The organism is Aurantiacibacter xanthus, from assembly GCF_003584015.1.
In the GTDB taxonomy this organism is placed as follows: domain Bacteria; phylum Pseudomonadota; class Alphaproteobacteria; order Sphingomonadales; family Sphingomonadaceae; genus Alteraurantiacibacter; species Alteraurantiacibacter xanthus.
This window is the reverse complement of the sequence record NZ_QXFM01000100.1, coordinates 45,744-64,477: the sequence shown is the minus strand read 5'-3', so window position 1 is coordinate 64,477 and position 18,734 is coordinate 45,744. Positions and strand designations below refer to the sequence as shown.

Below are 18,734 nucleotides of genomic sequence, written 5' to 3'. Positions count from 1 at the left end.
GCTCGCCCTGCGCGCGGGCGGCACACAGGTGGGCTGGGCGTTCCAGTTGCAGGAGCCGGGCGTGGTGGTGGCGCTGCTGGTGCTCGCCGCGCTGCTGACCGCCAATTTCGCCGGACTGTTCGAGCTGCCGGGGCTGCCGATCCGGGGCGGCGGGAAGCCTGCCTCGGCCTTCGGCACCGGCCTGCTGGCGGCCTTCGTGGCGACTCCGTGTACGGGTCCGTTCATGGCGGCGGCGATGGGCGCGGCCTTGCTGCTGCCGGTGCCGCAGGCGCTGGGGCTGTTCGCCGCGCTGGGGCTGGGGCTGGCGCTGCCGTTCCTGCTGCTCGGCTTCGTGCCTGCCTTGCGGCGGATGCTGCCGAAGCCGGGGGCATGGATGGAGCGGTTCCGCAAGCTGATGGCGATCCCGATGGGGCTGACCGCCTTGGCGCTGGTCTGGCTGAGCGTGCGCATTGGCGGCAAGCCTTTCGCCTTGCTGGCGCTGCTGCTGGTGGCGGGGCTGTTGATGGGGCTGCTGGTGACGGGCCTGCTGCAACGTCGGGGCAAGCTCGCCTGGCCCGCCTTCGGCCTGATCGCCGCGCCGTTTGTGGTCTTCGCCGCCTTCGCGCTGCCCGCCGCCTACGACCCGGCCAGCGCGGGCGCGGAAGAGAGCATTCACCATCCCGTCGCCTTCGACGAACTGGTGCTCAACGATACGGTGCAGTCGCAGGGCAAGCCGGTGTTTCTATGGTTCACCGCCGACTGGTGCCTGACCTGCAAGGTCAACGAGCGCGTCGCGATCGAGCGCGACGAGGTTCGCAAAGCCTTTGAAGCGGGTGGGGTGGTGGCTATGCGCGGCGACTGGACGCGCGCCGACCCTGCGATCACGAAGTTCCTTGAGCAGCAGGGCGCGGCGGGGGTGCCGCTCTATCTATGGTATGTGCCGAACCAGCAGCCCGAGAAGCTACCGCAGGTGCTGACGCCCGAAATGCTGATCGAGCGGGCGAAGGCGCGATAGCCGGCTCTGCGGTCGGGTGCTTCGAGACAAGCCCTCAGCCTGCGGCTTCGCTCTTTCCTCAGCACGAACGGAAGGCTTGGTTGGTGGTGGTCTTTCCGCCCGCCAATGCCCGTTCGTCCAGAGGAGCCTGAAGCCGCAGGCAGAAGGCGTCTCGAAGGGCCAAAGTGCTGTTGCCTGAGTGCTTCGAGACAAGGCCTCGGCACGAGCGGTGCTTAGGCTTTTTCCGAGGTCTCACCGGGCTTCGTCTTCTCGACCGGGGCGTTCACCGTCTCGCCGCCCGCGCGGCACCATTCGACGAACTCGCCGGGAATGCGGCTTGGCTGCATGGCGATGGCGCCCTTGCCGGGCAGGGTCGCGCGCATGTCGCCGGGGCCGATGAACAGGTCGAGCCCTTCGTCGCTAGCGGGCAGGCTGGCTTCCCAGCGCCATTCATTATCCTTGAGGGTAGGCTCGGCGGGCAGGCGGCTGACGTGGCCATTGCCCATCACCGCGAACAGCGCGCTCTGCCCCGGTAGGGCGGGGGCGTGGCGGATGATCGCCATGGTGATCGGCTTGGCATCGAGGCGGCAGTCGAGCGTGAGCAGCGGCGGCTGGCCGGGGTTGGCGAAGTGAATGGCGTGGCCGCTATCGGCGACGGTCCAGGTGGCGAACTGCGTTTCGGGCGATTCCATCACCAGCTCGCGCGGCGCGGCAGCGACGGCCTCGGCGAGGTCGACGGGCTCGTCGGTGGTCGCGCCATTGGCCTGCCCACAGGCGGCGAGGGGGAGGGCGAGGAGGAGGATCGGGAGGAGGCGTTTCATCGGCGTAGGGATATTATCGCTTCGCACGGATTTCGTCACCCTTGAACTTGTTTCAGGGTCCATCCTTCGGTTTCGACCAGCGGGCTGAGTGGCGGGATGGATGCTGAAGCGAGTTCAGCATGACGATGGTGGGGCCTCATTTCTTTTTCTCGATCCACATGCCGATCTGAATGCCAGCGAAGCCGGCACCGCCAGCGATACCGAGAATGAGGATGATAACAGAGGTGATTTCGAAGGGTGTCATGGCTCACTCCAAATTTAGGAGCGACCTATTGATACGCCTTTCGAAACCGTGTCAGCATCAATCTGTTGTAGCAGGCGCTGCTACAATCCTCACTTCCCCCACTTCTTCTGCACCTTCCCATACCGCGTCTTGCGCGTCCCCGGTCGGCCTTCGTTCGAACGGCCCACCATCGGCGCTTTCTTCTGATCGTCAGGCAGGCCCAGCTCGTCCGCCTCCAGCCGCCGGATTTCGTCGCGCAATCTCCCGGCTTCCTCGAATTCGAGGTTCGCCGCCGCGTCGCGCATCTTCTTTTCCAGCTCGCCGATATAGGCGCGCAGGTTGTGGCCCACGAGGTTGTTGCGACCGTCCTCGGCCTCGATCTCGACCAGCACCCCGTCCTTCGCCGCGGTATGCGCGACGATGTCGGCGATCTCGCGCTTGATCGTCTGCGGGGTGATGCCGTGCTCCTCGTTGTAGGCGCGCTGCTTTTCGCGGCGGCGGTCGGTCTCCGCCATCGCGCGCTCCATGCTGCCGGTCACGCGGTCGGCATAGAGGATCACCTTGCCATCCACGTTGCGCGCGGCGCGGCCGATGGTCTGGATCAGCGAGGTCTCGCTGCGCAGGAACCCCTCCTTGTCGGCATCGAGAATGCACACCAGGCCGCACTCGGGGATATCAAGCCCCTCGCGCAGCAGGTTGATGCCGATCAACACATCGTAGACCCCCATGCGCAGGTCGCGGATCAGCTCGATGCGTTCGAGCGTCTCCACATCCGAATGCATGTAGCGCACGCGCACGCCCTGTTCGTGCATGAACTCGGTGAGGTCTTCGGCCATGCGCTTGGTCAGCGTGGTGACCAGCGTGCGGTAGCCGCGCGCGGCGGCGTCCTTGGCCTCGGCGATGCAGTCCTGCACCTGATCCTCGGTCGGGCGGATTTCCACCGGCGGGTCGATCAGGCCGGTGGGGCGGATCACCTGTTCGGCGAAGACACCGCCGGTCGCCTCCATCTCCCAGTTGCCGGGCGTGGCGGAGACGGCGACCGTCTGCGGGCGCATCGCGTCCCATTCGTTGAAGCGCAAGGGGCGGTTGTCGATGCAGCTCGGCAGGCGAAAGCCGTATTCGGCCAATGTCAGCTTGCGGCGGTGGTCGCCGCGCGCCATCGCGCCGATCTGCGGGATCGTCTGGTGGCTTTCGTCGACGAACAGCAGCGCGTTCTCAGGCAGATATTCGAACAAGGTCGGCGGCGGCTCACCCGGCAGGCGGCCGGTGAGGAAGCGGCTGTAGTTCTCGATCCCAGCGCAGCTGCCGGTCGCCGCGATCATCTCGAGATCGAAGTTGGTGCGCTGCTCAAGCCGTTGGGCTTCCAGCAATTTGCCCTCGGCGTTCAGTTCCTCCAGCCGGTGTGCCAGCTCGAATTTGATGGCCGCTGCGGCCTGCTTCATCGTCGGGCCGGGCGTCACATAGTGGCTGTTGGCATAGACCCGCACCTTGTCGAGCGCCGCGCCCTTCTTGCCGGTGAGCGGGTCGAACTCGGCGATTTCCTCGATCTCGTCGCCGAAGAAGCTGATGCGCCAGGCGGTGTCCTCAAGGTGGCTCGGGTGCAGTTCGAGATTGTCGCCGCGCACCCGGAAGTTGCCGCGCGCGAAGGCGGCATCGTTGCGCTTGTATTGCAGGGCGACCAGCTTGCGGATCAGTTCGCGCTGGTCGACGCTGTCGCCTTGCTTGAGGTCGAAGATCATCGCCGAATAGGTCTCGACCGAGCCGATACCGTAAAGGCAGCTCACCGAGGCCACGATCAGCACGTCGTCGCGTTCGAGCAAGCATCGGGTGGCCGAGTGGCGCATCCGGTCGATTGCCTCGTTCACCGAGCTTTCCTTCTCGATATAGGTATCCGAGCGCGGGACATAGGCCTCGGGCTGGTAATAGTCGTAATACGACACAAAGTACTCGACCGCGTTGTCGGGAAAGAAGCTCTTGAATTCGCCATAGAGCTGCGCGGCGAGGATCTTGTTCGGCGCGAGGATCAGGGCGGGGCGCTGCAGGGTCTCGATCACCTTGGCCATGGTGAAGGTTTTTCCCGAGCCGGTGACGCCGAGCAGCACCTGCGTCTGATCGCCGTCCTCGGCGGCGGCCACGAGGTCGGCGATGGCGGTCGGCTGGTCGCCGGCGGGCTCGTATTCCGACACCAGCTTGAACGGTTTGCTGTCCGCCATCTTCTCGGGCCGTGCGGGCCTGTGGGGCACGAATGCACCGGACGTGTCGGGCTCTTCCAGCCCCCTGCGGATCACCAGTTCTGCCATTGCACCGATATGGGACCTGCGCCGGTTTCGCGCAACGCTGGCGAAAGTGGCGATTGGCAGTGTGGCACGGGGCTGTTAGGCTCGAGCACATTCACAGGCGGTTTCTAAGCGCCTGTCTTGTTACGTTTTTGCCCGCTGCCTCTTTGCGAAGGAACCCGCCTGATGAAAGTTCGCCTGATCCTCTCTGTTGCCGCTGCTGCGCTCACGCTCGCCGCCTGTGGCAGCTCGAAAGACGAGGACGCGAAGGACGCGGCGCTGTCGGCGGATGATGTGGGTGCGGGCGACCTCACGCTGACCGCCGGGCAATACAGCTCCACGGTAGAGCTGGTGGAATTCGATCTGCCGGGGCTGCCGGCCGATGTGAAATCCATGGCCGAACGCGCCTTTGCCGATGGCGCGAAGGAGCCCTCGCTGACCTGTGTGACCAAGGATTCCACTCCCGAGGAGTGGATCAGCGAGATGAACCAAAGCAACTGCACCGCCAGCGATTTCAAGCAGTCGGGCAACAGCTTCACGGCCACGATGCAGTGCAAGGACGCCGAGGGGCTGAATGGCACGGTGAATTTCGAAGGCACCGTGGGCGGCGACAATGTGCAGATGGAAGCGCGCTTCGAGCAGGCGATCCCACAGGTTGGCACCGCCAAGATGCATATGCGCGTAACCGGCACGCGCGTGGGCGACTGCAGCTAGGCGGGATACATTGCGCCTCCCGTGCATTTTCTTTTTATTCAAGGAAACGATGCCAGGCGGGGGTGAATGTTCGAATTGCTGCCACGGTCCCGGTTCGATCTGACCCGTCTGCGCGAAAGCGCAGCGGCTCCGCTCGATGCCGCCCGTCGCCGGTTCGCATTGCTTACCGCGCCGCAGCCGCAGGGCGCGCATACCCCGCCGCTGAAACTGCTTCCCGGCGAGCTGGCCTATTACGCCCGCTGGCTGGCGGGGCGGGCGTTCCAGCCCTGCACCTTGCCCGAGGCCGAGCATCCCAGGGTGGTGATCCTGTTTCCCGGCTTCGGTGCCGATGCGCGCCGCATGGCCCGGATGGCGCGCGAGCTGGAGCGGGCCGGGCACACGGTGAAGCGCTGGAAGCTCGGCTATAATCTGGGCCCAAGCGAAGACCGTTTCCGCCAGCTGTCCGATCGCATCGTCGAGGTGCACGAACGCTATGGTCAGCCGGTCTATCTCGTCGGCTGGAGCCTTGGCGGGATCTATGCCCGCGAGATGGCCAAGCTCCATCCCGAGCGGGTGGCCAAGGTCATCACCATGGGCTCGCCGTTCAGCCACACGCCGTGGTCCAATCACATGTGGCGGACCTATCAGGCGGTCACCGGCTACCCGGTCAACGAGCCGCCGATTGCCTGCGATGTGCGTGCCAAGCCGCCGGTCGAAACGGTGGCGCTGTGGAGCCCGTGCGATGCGGTGATCTCGCCGCGCGCGGCGCGCGGACTCCCCGGTGAACGCGACCGCGCGGTGGCGGTTCGCTGCACCCATCTCGGCTTTGCCGATTCGAACGAAGCGATCCTTGCCGTGGGGCGTGAACTTGCCTGACGGGTCTTGCAAAAAAACTGTCGCAAGCCCTCTTGGCGGAAGGCAAAGTTCCTGTCATGCTGCATTGCACAAAGGAGTTTCATGACTAGCGAAACCGGCTTTGACGAGATGCTCGCACCCGACGGCACGGTGCGCCCGGCCTATGCCGGATATCACGAATGGCTTTCGCAGCAGGACGAGCGCTGGGTCCACTCGAAGAACTTCGAGGCCGAGACTTTCTTCCGCAAGACCGGGATCACCTTCAACGTCTATGGCGAGGACGCGGCTGAGGAGCGGCTGATCCCCTTCGACATGGTGCCGCGCATCATCACCGGCGGCGAATGGCGGCGGCTCTCGCGCGGGATCGAGCAGCGGGTACGGGCATTGAATGCCTTCATGCACGATCTCTATCACCGGCAGGAGATCATCCGCTCGGGCCGCCTGCCCGAGCGTCTGTTCCGCAACAACGATGCCTGGCTGCCGCAGATGGTCGGCTTCACCCCGCCGGGCGGGGTCTATACCCATATCGTCGGCATCGATCTGGTCCGCACCGGGCCGGATGAGTTCATGGTGCTGGAGGACAACGCGCGCACGCCCTCGGGCGTCTCCTACATGCTCGAAAACCGCGAAACGATGATGGCGATGTTCCCCGAGCTGTTCAGCCAGGTCGCGGTGCGTCCGGTGTCGGACTATCCGGCGCGGCTGGCGGCCAGCCTTGCGGCCTGCGCGCCGCAAGGGGCTGGCCGGAAACCCTCGATCGCGGTGCTGACACCGGGCATCTACAACTCGGCCTATTTCGAACATGCCTTCCTCGCCGACCAGATGGGGGCCGAGCTGGTCGAGGGCAGCGACCTGCGCGTGGTCGACGGCAAGGTGCAGATGCGCACTACGGCGGGCTTCCAGCCGGTCGACGTGCTCTATCGCCGGGTCGATGACGATTTCCTCGATCCGCTTACCTTCAACCCGGATTCGGTACTGGGCGTGCCGGGCATCATGGATGTCTATCGCGCGGGCAATATCACCATCGCCAATGCACCGGGCACCGGGGTGGCCGACGACAAGGCGATCTACTCGTTCATGCCCGAGATCGTCGAGTTCTACACCGGGGAAAAGCCGCTGCTGCCCAATGTCGAGACATGGCGCTGCGCCGATCCCGATGCGCTCAAATATGTGCTGGATAACCTCGCCGAGCTGGTGGTGAAGGAGGTCCACGGCTCGGGCGGCTATGGCATGCTGATCGGCCCGACCTCCTCGAAGAAGGAGATCGCCGCCTTCCGCCACAAGCTCGAAGCCAAGCCGGAAAACTATATCGCGCAGCCGACGCTGTCGCTGTCGACCTGCCCGATCCTCACCCGCAAGGGTCTGGCGCCGCGCCATGTCGATCTGCGCCCCTTCGTGCTGTGCTCGCCTTCGGGGGTCGATATCACGCCGGGCGGGCTGACCCGCGTGGCGCTCAAGAAAGGATCGCTGGTGGTCAATTCCAGCCAGGGCGGCGGCACCAAGGACAGCTGGGTGCTGGACGACTGATGACGGGCAGAGCGCATATCCTCGGCCGCACGGCCAACGGCATCTTCTGGATGTATCGCTATCTCGAACGCGCGGAGAACATCGCGCGTCTGCTGGCGGCGGGGCAGCGCATGGCGCTTACCCGCGGGGCCGCGATGGCGAGCCAGGAATGGGCTTCGGTGCTCACCACGCTGGGCCTGAAGGATGCCTATCTCGCCCAGCATGAGGACTATTCGGGATCGCATGTGTGCGATTTCGTGCTGCGCTCGAAGAACAACCCCGAAAGCGTGCTGTCGATGATCGAACGTGCGCGCTCGAATGCGCGGATGTGCCGCTCGGCGATCACGGCCGAGGTGTGGGAGGCGATCAACGAGGCCTGGATGACCCTGCGCGAGCTGCTCTCGAAGCAGGTGAAATCGGGCAGCCTGCATCAGGTGCTGATGGCGATCCGGCGCGAGAGCGCGATTGTGCGCGGCTCCACCCACGGCTCGATGCTGCGCAACGAGATCTACAGCTTCGCCCGCGCCGGCACCTTCCTCGAACGCGCCGACAACACCGCGCGTATTCTCGATGTGAAATACTATCTGCTGCTGCCGTCGCTGTCCTATGTCGGCACCCCGCTCGATGCCGGGCAGTGGGACAATGTGCTGCGCTCGCTCTCGGCGGAGCGGGCCTATCGCTGGCTTAACGCGGGCAAGAGCGATATCCGCTCGATCGCCGACTTCCTGATCCTCGACGACCGGTTCCCGCGCAGCCTGATCTTCTGCTATCACGCCATGCGCGAAAACCTGTTCCATCTGGCGCAATTCCACGGCCGCGAAGGCAAGGTCCACGAGACCATGCGCGAGGCCGACATGAAGCTTTCCGAAATCACCGTCGAGGCGATTTTCGATCAGGGCCTGCACGAATTCCTGCTCGGTTTCATCGCCGACAACAACCGGCTCGCGAGCGCGATTGCGGAGGATTACCGCTTCATCGCCTGAGCCAGCGGAGCAAGCCCACCATGCGACTACAGATCCGCCATACCACCCGTTACCGGTTCGCTCAGGAAGTGGGCTATGCGATCCAGCGCCTGCGGCTGACGCCCAAGGAAACGCAGGGCCAGAAGATCATCGACTGGCAGATGGTTTATGAAAACGCGCACGAGGAGCTGGTCTACGACGACCAGAACCACAATCACGTCACGCTGATCACGGTCGACGAGGGCGCGCGCGAGGTCGTGGTCGGATGCAGCGGGACGGTGGAGACGCAGGACCATGCGGGCGTGGTCGGCCTGCATTGCGGGCACCTGCCGCTGTGGTCTTTCCTCTCGTACACCGACCTGACGCGGCCCGGCCCGAAAATCCGGCAGATCATCGCCAGGGTGGAACGCAGCGAGGAGGGCATGGTCGACACCCTGCACAACCTTTCCGCCGCCATCCTCGAAACGGTGGAATATGTGCCGGGCGCAACCAATTCGGCCACTACGGCCGAAGCCGCGGCGGCGGCGGGCAAGGGGGTGTGTCAGGACCATGCGCATATCTTCATCGCGGCCGCGCGCGCGATCGACATTCCGGCGCGCTATGTCAGCGGTTATCTGATGATGGACGACCGCATCGAGCAAGAGGCGACGCACGCCTGGGCCGAGGCCTGGGTGCCCTCGCTCGGCTGGGTCGGGTTCGACGTTTCCAACGGGATCAGCCCCGATCCGCGCTATGTCCGCGTGGCCACGGGACGTGATTATCGCGATGCCGCGCCGGTCACCGGGGTCAGCTTCGATGCCGTGACCGAAGACTTCCATGTCGAACTCGCGGTTGAACAGCGCAGCGCCGAGCAATAGAGGCGTAGGGACGAGGAACGCGGCCTGACCCGCAAACGGGCTCGCCGGCAAAGGAAGATCGATCGATGACATATTGCGTTGGCATGGTGCTCGACAAGGGCCTGGTCCTGATGAGCGACACGCGCACCAACTCGGGCGTCGACAATATTTCGGTGTTTCGCAAGATGCACAGCTGGTCGGTGCCGGGCGAGCGGATCATCTCGATCATGACGGCGGGCAATCTGGCCACCACGCAGGCGGTGATCTCCAAGCTGGAGGAACGCTCGAAAGCGCCGGAGGAGCGTTCGAACAGCCTGCTCGAACTGCCGACCATGTTCCAGGTCGCGATCGAGCTGGGCAACCTGCTGCGCGAAACCATCGGCGACACCCAGAAGCAGAACGGCGCGAGCGGCGGGAGCCGGTTCACCGCCTCGCTGATCCTGGCGGGCCAGATCAAGGGCATGGAACCGCGCCTGTTCATGATCTACCCCGAGGGCAACTTCATCGAAGCCAGCTTCGATACCCCGTTCTTCCAGATCGGCGAGACCAAGTATGGCCGCCCGATCCTGCTGCGCGCCTACGACCGCACGATGAGCTTCGAGGACGCGGTCAAGCTGTTGATGGTGAGCATGGACTCCACCCTCAAGGCGAATCTTTCGGTCGGCCTGCCGCTCGATCTGCAGGTGCTGGAACGCGACGTGTTCGAACCGCTGCAGGAGCGCCGTATCGAGGCGGGCGATCCGTTCTTCGAGGCGATCTCGTCCAGCTGGGGCGATGCGCTGAAGAGCGCGTTTCATTCGCTGCCCGACTACTCAATGGATAGCCCAAGCATTATCCCGTGACCTGAGTTGTGCCCCGCTTCGCCAAAGTGCTTAGGGGATTGTTGCTAGATAGCGGGCCTATTTAGCTCCGGTTTGGGGGGAAATTAACCACCTAAAACTGCGAAATTTGGGTGAATATTGGTTTCTATCTAACTGATTCCGTAGCAATACGAAGTGCGCGATGCCGAAGTTACGGGCTACGTCTTGGTTATGGAACAGCGCATCACACTTCATATCGTCGGCGGCTCAAGCCGCACCAGGGCAGAACAGGCGCGGCTGGCGTTTTCGCTGGGGCTCCATGCAGAGGTCTATGCCGACCTCGACGAGATGTTTGACCGACCGCCAAGGAGAGGGGTCATCGTCGCCTGCGACGATATTCTGGACTTTGGGGTTACAGTCCTGCTCGACCGGTTGGGGGAACAGGGCATCTGCGTGCCGCTTATCGCCGCCAAGCCGAACCCGGAAGTTGATGAAGTCGTCACCGCGATCCAGGCCGGCGCTCTCGATTACATGGAGCTGCCGCTCACTGCGGAAGAACTGGCGCGGATGGTCGCCCATCTCGAATCTGATGCGGGCCGCCATGCCGAGGCGCGCCGCCGGCTGATCGACGCCCGGCGGCGGATCGGCATGCTGTCCAGGCGCGAACGCGAAGTGCTCGACTGGCTATCGGAAGGCTGCTCGAACAAGGCGATCGCGCGGGAACTGGAGATCAGCCCGCGCACGGTGGAAATTCACCGTGCCAACATGATGGACAAATTAGGAGCCCACCATGCGGCCGAAGCCGTGCGGATGCGGCTCGATGCAGGGCTGGAGGCCGTGCAGAACGATATCGTTGCGGCCAGCGGACATGGGCAGCGGGACGCTCACGATGACCATGAGGCGCAGCTTCGTATGCCGCTTGAAAGGCGCACCGGCTAGGATTGAGGGAACTGAGCCTGAGGGGCGGGCCAGCGTCTGACGTGCAGGGGTAGCGTGGCTGCCGGCAAAGGCTGGGCCGCCCGTGGCCAACTCTAGCGGCAGAAGCTCTTGCCTTCTGCGACACCTTCCAGGTGGAAATGGTTGCGGTGCGCGGCGTTGTAGTCGGGGCCGAGTACTGTGCCGAACCGGCGGCAGGCCGAGGCCTGAACCGTGCGCAGGAACTGGCGATAGGCGGCTGACCCGCCGTCCCAGTCGTCAAGCACCGAGATGCGCCGTCCATCGGAAAGCACGAAGCCTGAAATATCGATGGCGGAGGCCGTGGCATGGGCGCTGCGGCGCGAGCTTCCGGCCACATTGCGGCAATTGTAGCTGCCGTAGGTTTCGATCCGCGCCAGCTTCGCGCCGAGGATCTGCCGCGCGGCGCGGTCCACGCCAAAACGTGCCCAGCCGGCAAAGGCCTGGCTGACCGGGCAGGTGACCGCGCCGAGATTGCTGAGGGCCAGTTCGCCATCGTCGCTGCTCAGCGCAATCAGCTGAACCGTGCCGAGGTTGCTGCAGCCATTGCCGTCATAACGGTCGGGCAGGGGGGTGAAGCGTGCGCCGCTGCCGCCAAGATCTGCCATGCAGACACGGTCGACGGTGCGGGTGGGAGCAGCCACGGCGCGCGAATCGGCGGTGCGCGGCGTGCTCGTCTCGCGGCCAGAGCGGTCTGGCAGCATCGAACAGCCCGCCAGCGCGGAAGCGAGAATCAGCAGGGCGGGCCATTGTCGCATGCGGGCCATCCTGTCGCACCTATGCTTAAGGGAACCTTGCCAGCCCTGGAAAATTGGCCCGCCCGCCATCCGTAAGCGATCCCTGAGCGGGGGCAGGCCAACGATCTGCGATTGACATTCGACAGGGGGTGGCTAGGTGCGGCGCCGGGCCACGCGGTCCCAACGCCGCGCGAGCTCTCTGAAAGGAGAGAATACATGACTGCACAACCGACGCTCAAGCCTGAGCGCCCCTTCTTCTCATCCGGACCCACCTGCAAGCCGCCCGGCTGGTCTGTCGACAAGCTCGACACCCGCTCGCTCGGCCGCTCGCACCGCGGCAAGTATGCCAAGGGGCGGCTGAAATATGCCATCGATCTCACCAAGGAACTGCTCGGCGTTCCTGACGACTATCTGGTCGGCATCATGCCCGGCTCGGATACCGGTGCGCTCGAATGCGCGATGTGGACGATGCTCGGCGCTCGCCCCGCGACTGTCGCGGCGTGGGAAAGCTTCGGCAATGTGTGGATTCAGGATGCGGCCAAGCAGCTGAAGCTGAAGGACCTGCAGGTTCTGGAAGCCGGCTATGGCGAAATTCCCGATCTGACCCAGATCCCGCAGGACAACGACGTTGTCTTCACCTGGAACGGCACCACCTCGGGTGCACGCATTCCCAACACCGACTGGCTTGCGGCCGATCGCACCGGCATCACCATCAACGATGCCACCAGCGCTGTCTTCGCGATGGAGATGGACTGGGCCAAGCTCGATGTGACCACCTTCTCGTGGCAGAAGGTGCTGGGCGGCGAAGCGCAGCACGGCATGATGATCCTGTCGCCCAAGGCGGTCGAGCGGATCAACAGCTATGACCCTGAGTGGCCGCTGCCCAAGCTGTTCCGCATCAAGAAGAAGGGCAAGCTCGACACCTCGATCTTCGAAGGTGCGACGATCAACACCCCCTCGATGCTGGCGACGGAAGACTATATCGCCGCGCTTGAATGGGTGAAGGAAATTGGCGGGCGCGAGGCGATGTTCGCGCGTACGAATGCCAATGCCAAGATCGTCAAGGACTGGATCGAGGCGACCCCGTGGCTGCGCAACATGGTGGCAGACCCCGCCCAGCAGACCAACACCGGCGTGTGCATGGTCTTCCAGGGCGAGTGGATCGACAGCCTGTCCGATGAAGACAAGGCCGCCGTTCCGGGCAAGATTGCCAAGAAACTCGAGGAGCTTGAGGTCGGTTTCGACTTCAACGGCTACCGCGATGCGCCTCCGGGCCTGCGGATCTGGTGTGGCGGTTCGCTCGAAAGCGAAGACATCGCGCGCCTGTTGCCGTGGATCGAGTGGGCCTACGAAGAGCTCAAGGCCGGCAACCTCTAACGGTTGCCACCGCTTTTGACGGTCCTTCCCGCTCGTCCTGAGCTTGTCGAAGGACCGTCCTTTCCCCTTCTGTGCCGCCCCTGAAAAGAAGGACAACCCTTCGACAGGCTCAGGGTGAGCGGATGTGTATTCGAGGTTTATTATGACCAAGCCCAAAGTCCTCATTTCCGACAAGATGGACCCCAACGCCGCCAAGATCTTCGAAGAGCGCGGCTGCGACGTCGATGTCATCACCGGCAAGACCCCCGAAGAGCTGAAGGCCATGATCGGCCAGTATGACGGCCTCGCCATCCGCAGCTCGACCAAGGTCACCCCCGAAATCCTCGCCGCCGCGCCCAACCTCAAGGTGATCGGCCGCGCCGGTATCGGTGTCGACAACGTCGATATTCCGGCGGCCAGCGCTCAGGGCGTGGTGGTGATGAACACCCCGTTCGGCAACTCGATCACCACCGCCGAACACGCGATTGCGCTGATGTTCGCCGTGGCCCGCCAGATCCCGGAAGCCAACGCGCGCACCCAGAACGGCGAATGGCCGAAGAACGACTTCATGGGCGTCGAGCTGACCGGCAAGACGCTCGGCCTGATCGGCGCGGGCAACATCGGCTCGATCGTCGCCAGCCGTGCGCTGGGCCTGCGGATGAAGGTCGTCGCCTACGATCCGTTCCTGACGCCCGAGCGCGCCATCGAGATGGGCGTGGAGAAGGCGGATCTCGGAACGCTGCTGGAGAAGGCCGACTTCATCACGCTGCACACCCCGCTCACCGACGAGACCCGCAACATCCTCAGCCGCGAGCGGCTTGAGCAGTGCAAGAAGGGCGTGCGGATCGTGAACTGCGCGCGCGGCGGCCTGATCGACGAAGCGGGGCTCAAGGACCTGCTCGACAGCGGCCACATCGCCGGTGCCGCGCTCGACGTGTTCGCCAAGGAGCCCGCCAAGGAGCACCCGCTGTTCGGCACGCCGAACTTCATCTGCACCCCGCACCTCGGCGCCTCGACCACCGAAGCGCAGGTCAACGTGGCGCTGCAGGTGGCCGAGCAGATGGCTGACTATCTCGTCAACGGCGGTGTCACCAACGCGCTCAATATGCCTTCGCTCAGCGCCGAGGAAGCTCCGAAGCTGCGCCCCTACATGGCGCTGGCGGAAAAGCTGGGTTCGCTGGTCAGCCAGCTCGCCCACGGCAACCTCACCGAGATCAGCATCGAGCGTTCGGGCGCTGCTGCCGAACTCAACGGCAAGCCGATCGAGGGCGCGGTGCTGGCGGGCTTCATGCGCCGCTATTCCGACACGGTGAACATGGTCAACGCGCCTTATCTCGCGAAGGAGCGCGGCCTGCAGGTCCGTTCGGTGCGCTATGAGGGCGAGGGCGTGTTCAACACCCTGCTGCGCGTGACCGTGGCGACCAGCGCGGGTCCGCGTTCGGTGGCGGGCACGCTGTTCGCCGACAAGGCCGCGCGTCTGGTGGAGATCTTCGGCATCGGCGTCGAGGCCGATCTGGAAGGCCACATGCTCTATGTCGTCAACGAGGACGCCCCGGGCTTCATCGGCCGGGTCGGCTCGCTGATGGGCGAGCATGGCATCAACATCGGTACCTTCCACCTTGGTCGTCGCGAGACCGGCGGCGAGGCCATCGTGCTGCTGAGCGTCGATGCGCCGATCCCGGCCGAGGTCATCACTGCGGCCGAGAAGCTGCAGGGCGTGAAGCTGGTGAAGGCGCTCAATTTCTGATTGCAGCTGCCTTCAGAAAAATACCGCTCAGCCTGAGCTTGTCGAAGGCTTGCCCTTTCTTTCTGCGGCCCGCCTTGCCAAGGGGAGAACAGTGCTTCGACAAGCTCAGCACGAGCGGACTAATGAGGGCCAGCACCAGATAATGACTGATCGCACCACCGACCTCCTGCCCGAGGGCCTCGAAGACCGTCTGATCCAGAGCGCCGCTGCGGCCACCAGGATCGAGCGGGCCGTGCTCGATAGGCTGACCGCGCATGGCTATGACCGGGTGCGCCCGCCGCTGATCGAGTTCGAACGCTCGCTCGCTGCCCGCATGGACGGGGTCAGCCGCAACCATATGTTCCGCTTCGTCGATCCCAAGAGCCTGCGCACGCTGGCCTTGCGCGGCGACATCACGGTGCAGGTCGGGCGCATCGCCGCCACCTCGCTGGTAGAGGCGCCGCGTCCGCTGCGGCTGGCCTATGCCGGGCAGGTGGTGAAGATCGCCGGAACCGCACTCGAACCGCGCCGCGAGAACCTGCAACTGGGCGCTGAGCTGATCGGCACCGATTCGGTTGCCGCTGCCTGCGAGATCGTCGAGCTGGCGATTGCCGCGCTCGAAGCTGCCGGGGCCACTGGCATCTCGGTCGATTTCACCATGCCCGATCTGGTCGACGTGCTGGCCGACGGCCCGCTGCCGCTGGCCGACCGCGAGGCGGTGCGGCGCGAACTCGACATGAAGGACGCGGGCGCGCTGACCGAAGCGGGCGGGGCGGCTTATCTGCCGCTGCTGTTCGCCACCGGCGCGCTGCCCGAGGCGCTGGCCGAGCTGGAGGCGCTGAACAAGGATGGCGTACTCGACAGCCGGATCGCCGCGATCTCGCAGATCGCCGCGCGGGTCGAGGGGCGCGCGCGCCTCACGCTGGACCCGACCGAGCGCCATGGCTTCGAATACCAGAGCTGGTTCGGCTTTACGCTCTACGCGCAAGGCGTGCGCGGCGAGCTGGGCCGGGGCGGCACCTATCGCATCGGCGGCAGTGGCGAAGTGGCGACCGGGTTCTCGCTGTACCCCGAGGAGCTGGTCGATGCGGTGAAGGCGCAGGAGAACATCGGCGAAAAGGTGTTCCTGCCGCTCGGCCACGACGAGGCCGCTGCGGAAAAGCTGCGTGCGGAGGGCAAGCGGACTGTGGCTGCGCTGTCGGATGCGGATGATGCGGTGGCGCTCGGCTGTTCGCACCGGCTTGAAGGTAGCGAAGCCACGCCGCTCTAGCCCCTGATGACACTACTCTGATGGAGCTTCCTCCCCTCCCCTTGGGGAGGGGCTGGGGGTGGGGGCTAGATACCTGGCTGGGGTGGACCCCCCATCCCAACCCTTCGCCAAGGGGAAGGGCTTTGCGGGGCAATACGATATCATCCCCCTTTAGCCTCGCCTTGCGGAGGAGGCGCAAGTTCCTCGATCCAGCTTCGTGCTACTTCAGTCGGTCCGAATCCCGCGCGGCCGAACCAGCGGCTCAGTCGCATATGTGCAAGCGGGCTGGTGCCGCGAAAGCCATGGCGCTCAACCCTTCCGCCCGCACCCATCAGCGCGCGTTCGAGCAGTCGCGCCTGCGCGCCGGTAAAGCCACTGGCGGTGTGCATGATCAGGAAGGGCGGGGCATCCGCGCCATGCGCCTCAAGCTGCGCCACGGGTGACAGAGCAGCCAGGTCGGCCCCGGCAAAGGCCGGATCGAGCAGCCGCTTCTGGAACTGCCGCGAGCCGGTGCTCGGTTCGCCCGGATCGTAGGCCGCACCGTCAATCGCGATCACGCCCGCCAGATCGCCCGGCGCAAGGCCATGCGCGCCGAGCAGCACCGGATCGCTCGCCACCAGCGCGGCCAGATGTGCGCCCGAGGAATGGCCCATCAGGACAATGCGCCGTCGGTCGATTCCCAGCTCATCGGCCCGCGCGAACAGCAGCGCCAGCCCCGCCGCCACGTCCTCGGCCATCGTCCGCACGTCCACTTCCGGCACCATGCGGAAGTTGAGCGCGGCGAAGTGCCAGCCATGGTCATGCGCGAAGGGCACCTTGGCGTCTTTCAGGCGCCGGGTCTTGTCGCCGAACTGCCAGGCCCCGCCGTGGACGAACACCAGCAGCAGGCGCTCGCCCGGTCCGGCGGAATAGACATCGAGCGCCTGCAACGGGTGATCGCCATAGGTGAGCGTCAGGCTCGGCTGGCGAAAGCGCGGGCCAGCGCGGTTCTCGGCCTTGCGGCCATAGCCCAGCAGGACATCGGCGATGGTGCGCAGGCTCGGCATGGCGCGTGGGCTGCCCGGTCGCGCCGGGGATGGCAACCCTTTCCTACAGGGTGGCCATCGGTGCATGGCTAGCCTAGGCTGAGCAGACTTGGCGTCCGGCCGTTCGCGCGGCGAACCCGTGCCAAGTGTCAAGTTCATTAAACTGGATTAAGCCATTGATTGCTAATTTTAATTCCCTGACGGCAAGCTCTCGCATGCTGTCAACTTCGTCAACTTCGCCCACGGCTGTTGACTTGGCAGTAAGCGTGGCTAAAGACGCCCCCGCATTCGGGGAGCCATGCTCCCTTCTGGTCCAATCCGTTCGCCGAGTCCTGTCGAAGGGCGTCCCGGATTTCCTTGGCGGGGTGGAGGACTCTATCCATGCCTAACGTAACCGTGATTGGCGCCCAGTGGGGCGACGAAGGCAAAGGCAAGATTGTCGACTGGCTGGCCACCCGCGCCGATGTGGTGGTGCGCTTTCAGGGCGGCCACAATGCCGGCCACACGCTGGTGGTGGGCGACAAGACCTACAAGCTCTCGCTGCTGCCTTCTGGCATCGTCACCGGCACGCTCAGCCTCGTTGGCAACGGCGTGGTGCTCGATCCGTGGGCGCTGAAGGGTGAGATCGAGCGGCTCGAAGGCCAGGGCGTCGCGATCACGCCCGAGAACTTCGGGATTGCCGACAATTGTCCACTGATCCTGCCGGTCCACGGCGAGCTGGACGTGATGCGCGAGGCCGCTGCGGGCAAGGGCAAGATCGGCACCACCGGGCGCGGCATTGGCCCGGCCTACGAAGACAAGGTGGGCCGCCGCGCGATCCGCGTGTGCGATCTGTCGCACCTCGACGAGCTTGAGCCGCAGCTTGATCGCCTCTGCGCGCACCACGATGCGCTGCGCGCCGGGTTTGGCGAGCCGCCGATCGACCGTGCCGAACTGCTGGCCAAGCTGCGCGAGATCGCGCCGTTCGTGCTCCAGTATGCGCAGCCGGTGTGGAAGCGCCTGAACGAGGTGAAGAAGGCGGGGGCAAAAATCCTGTTCGAGGGCGCGCAGGGCGTGCTGCTCGATGTCGATCATGGCACCTATCCCTTCGTGACCAGCTCGAACACGGTGTCGGGCACAGTGGCGAGCGGCTCGGGCATGGGGCCGGGCGCGGCGGGCTTCGTGCTCGGGATCGTCAAGGCCTATACCACGCGCGTGGGCTCCGGCCCGTTCCCGACCGAGCTGGAAGACGAAGTGGGTCAGCGGCTGGGCGAGCGTGGCCACGAGTTCGGCACCGTCACCGCGCGCAAGCGTCGTTGCGGCTGGTTCGACGCGGCGCTGGTGAAGCAGACCTGCGCCATCTCGGGCGTCACCGGCATTGCGCTGACCAAGATCGACGTGCTCGACGGGTTCGAGACGATCAGGATCTGCACCGGCTACAGGCTCGACGGCGAACTGATCGACTACCTGCCCGCCAACGCACAGGAGCAGGCGCGGCTGGAGCCGGTTTACGAGGAAATCGACGGCTGGGAAGGCACCACGGTGGGTGCGCGCAGCTGGGCGGACCTTCCGGCGCAGGCGATCAAGTATATTCGCCGGATCGAGGAACTGATCGAGTGCCCGGTGGCAAGCGTTTCGACCAGCCCCGAGCGTGAGGACACGATTCTGGTGCGCGATCCATTTGCCGACTGATCAAGGCCTTAGGGGTTATCCTTAGGAAATTCTTGACACGATCTTGGTTTGTTCTCATTGTGTTCGCATCC

General features: G+C 64.9%; 16 protein-coding genes. 12 read left to right on the top strand and 4 right to left on the bottom strand.

What is annotated here, in order from left to right:
• Positions 1–994, top strand: a 994-nt coding sequence (locus D2V17_RS11100) for a thioredoxin family protein (RefSeq protein ID WP_191229159.1), incomplete at its 5' end; no start/stop codon positions are given.
• Between the two features lie 212 nt (positions 995–1,206).
• Here the strand turns inward: D2V17_RS11100 and D2V17_RS11095 are convergent.
• Together D2V17_RS11095 and uvrB are read right to left on the bottom strand one after the other, a co-directional pair.
• The gene (locus D2V17_RS11095) at positions 1,207–1,794 is read right to left on the bottom strand and encodes a hypothetical protein (protein ID WP_119593026.1); all 588 of its coding nucleotides are present in this window, start codon (positions 1,792–1,794) and stop codon (positions 1,207–1,209) included.
• Positions 1,795–2,127: 333 nt separating this feature from the next.
• The gene (gene uvrB, locus D2V17_RS11090) at positions 2,128–4,317 is read right to left on the bottom strand and encodes an excinuclease ABC subunit UvrB (protein ID WP_119593025.1); all 2,190 of its coding nucleotides are present in this window, start codon (positions 4,315–4,317) and stop codon (positions 2,128–2,130) included.
• Positions 4,318–4,479: 162 nt separating this feature from the next.
• Between uvrB and D2V17_RS11085 the strand changes: the two genes are divergently transcribed.
• The 7 genes from D2V17_RS11085 to D2V17_RS11055 all read left to right on the top strand — a co-directional run bounded on the left by D2V17_RS11085 (position 4,480) and on the right by D2V17_RS11055 (position 10,884).
• Entirely contained in the window at positions 4,480–5,007 is a 528-nt protein-coding gene (locus D2V17_RS11085) for a DUF3617 domain-containing protein (RefSeq protein ID WP_119593024.1), read from the top strand.
• Between the two features lie 66 nt (positions 5,008–5,073).
• Positions 5,074–5,862 carry an esterase/lipase family protein gene (locus tag D2V17_RS11080; protein WP_119593023.1) on the top strand — a complete coding sequence of 263 codons (789 nt, stop codon included), beginning with the start codon at positions 5,074–5,076 and terminating at the stop codon, positions 5,860–5,862.
• 81 nt (positions 5,863–5,943) lie between these two features.
• On the top strand, positions 5,944–7,368 hold the full coding sequence (locus D2V17_RS11075; RefSeq protein WP_119593022.1) for a circularly permuted type 2 ATP-grasp protein: 1,425 nt from the start codon (positions 5,944–5,946) through the stop codon (positions 7,366–7,368).
• A gap of 17 nt (positions 7,369–7,385) precedes the next feature.
• A complete protein-coding gene (locus D2V17_RS11070; RefSeq protein ID WP_119593036.1) occupies positions 7,386–8,330 on the top strand; it encodes an alpha-E domain-containing protein in 945 nt (314 codons plus the stop codon).
• A gap of 20 nt (positions 8,331–8,350) precedes the next feature.
• Positions 8,351–9,166, top strand: a complete 816-nt coding sequence (locus tag D2V17_RS11065; protein WP_119593021.1) for a transglutaminase family protein — start codon at positions 8,351–8,353, stop codon at positions 9,164–9,166.
• A gap of 65 nt (positions 9,167–9,231) precedes the next feature.
• The gene (locus D2V17_RS11060) at positions 9,232–9,987 is read left to right on the top strand and encodes a proteasome-type protease (RefSeq protein ID WP_119593020.1); all 756 of its coding nucleotides are present in this window, start codon (positions 9,232–9,234) and stop codon (positions 9,985–9,987) included.
• A gap of 153 nt (positions 9,988–10,140) precedes the next feature.
• Positions 10,141–10,884 carry a response regulator transcription factor gene (locus D2V17_RS11055; protein WP_342767842.1) on the top strand — a complete coding sequence of 248 codons (744 nt, stop codon included), beginning with the start codon at positions 10,141–10,143 and terminating at the stop codon, positions 10,882–10,884.
• A gap of 92 nt (positions 10,885–10,976) precedes the next feature.
• Here the strand turns inward: D2V17_RS11055 and D2V17_RS11050 are convergent, their stop codons facing one another.
• Positions 10,977–11,657 (bottom strand): extensin family protein, encoded by a 681-nt coding sequence (locus D2V17_RS11050; protein ID WP_119593035.1) that lies wholly within the window; start codon positions 11,655–11,657, stop codon positions 10,977–10,979.
• Positions 11,658–11,852: 195 nt separating this feature from the next.
• Between D2V17_RS11050 and D2V17_RS11045 the strand changes: the two genes are divergently transcribed.
• From D2V17_RS11045 to D2V17_RS11035, 3 genes are all read left to right on the top strand, one after another.
• Positions 11,853–13,013, top strand: a complete 1,161-nt coding sequence (locus D2V17_RS11045) for a phosphoserine transaminase (RefSeq protein ID WP_119593018.1) — start codon at positions 11,853–11,855, stop codon at positions 13,011–13,013.
• 142 nt (positions 13,014–13,155) lie between these two features.
• A complete protein-coding gene (gene serA, locus D2V17_RS11040; protein WP_119593017.1) occupies positions 13,156–14,739 on the top strand; it encodes a phosphoglycerate dehydrogenase in 1,584 nt (527 codons plus the stop codon).
• 142 nt (positions 14,740–14,881) lie between these two features.
• Positions 14,882–15,988 (top strand): ATP phosphoribosyltransferase regulatory subunit, encoded by a 1,107-nt coding sequence (locus D2V17_RS11035; protein WP_119593016.1) that lies wholly within the window; start codon positions 14,882–14,884, stop codon positions 15,986–15,988.
• A 140-nt stretch (positions 15,989–16,128) separates the two neighbouring features.
• Here the strand turns inward: D2V17_RS11035 and D2V17_RS11030 are convergent, their stop codons facing one another.
• Entirely contained in the window at positions 16,129–17,013 is an 885-nt protein-coding gene (locus tag D2V17_RS11030) for an alpha/beta hydrolase (protein ID WP_191229158.1), read from the bottom strand.
• A gap of 360 nt (positions 17,014–17,373) precedes the next feature.
• Between D2V17_RS11030 and D2V17_RS11025 the strand changes: the two genes are divergently transcribed.
• Positions 17,374–18,663: an adenylosuccinate synthase gene (locus D2V17_RS11025; RefSeq protein ID WP_119593014.1), complete on the top strand. Its 1,290-nt coding sequence runs from the start codon at positions 17,374–17,376 to the stop codon at positions 18,661–18,663.
• Positions 18,664–18,734 lie beyond the last annotated feature (71 nt).

Bases quoted from the DNA above. Each gene is read 5' to 3' on its own strand.
- uvrB (WP_119593025.1), bottom strand. From the start codon at position 4,317: ATGGCAGAACTGGTGATCCGCAGGGGGCTGGAAGAGCCCGACACGTCC.
- D2V17_RS11085 (WP_119593024.1), top strand. From the start codon at position 4,480: ATGAAAGTTCGCCTGATCCTCTCTGTTGCCGCTGCTGCGCTCACGCTC.
- D2V17_RS11075 (WP_119593022.1), top strand. From the start codon at position 5,944: ATGACTAGCGAAACCGGCTTTGACGAGATGCTCGCACCCGACGGCACG.
- D2V17_RS11050 (WP_119593035.1), bottom strand. From the start codon at position 11,657: ATGCGACAATGGCCCGCCCTGCTGATTCTCGCTTCCGCGCTGGCGGGC.
- D2V17_RS11045 (WP_119593018.1), top strand. From the start codon at position 11,853: ATGACTGCACAACCGACGCTCAAGCCTGAGCGCCCCTTCTTCTCATCC.
- D2V17_RS11080 (WP_119593023.1), top strand. From the start codon at position 5,074: ATGTTCGAATTGCTGCCACGGTCCCGGTTCGATCTGACCCGTCTGCGC.
- D2V17_RS11025 (WP_119593014.1), top strand. From the start codon at position 17,374: ATGCCTAACGTAACCGTGATTGGCGCCCAGTGGGGCGACGAAGGCAAA.
- serA (WP_119593017.1), top strand. From the start codon at position 13,156: ATGACCAAGCCCAAAGTCCTCATTTCCGACAAGATGGACCCCAACGCC.
- D2V17_RS11035 (WP_119593016.1), top strand. From the start codon at position 14,882: ATGACTGATCGCACCACCGACCTCCTGCCCGAGGGCCTCGAAGACCGT.
- D2V17_RS11060 (WP_119593020.1), top strand. From the start codon at position 9,232: ATGACATATTGCGTTGGCATGGTGCTCGACAAGGGCCTGGTCCTGATG.
- D2V17_RS11065 (WP_119593021.1), top strand. From the start codon at position 8,351: ATGCGACTACAGATCCGCCATACCACCCGTTACCGGTTCGCTCAGGAA.
- D2V17_RS11030 (WP_191229158.1), bottom strand. From the start codon at position 17,013: ATGCCGAGCCTGCGCACCATCGCCGATGTCCTGCTGGGCTATGGCCGC.
- D2V17_RS11095 (WP_119593026.1), bottom strand. From the start codon at position 1,794: ATGAAACGCCTCCTCCCGATCCTCCTCCTCGCCCTCCCCCTCGCCGCC.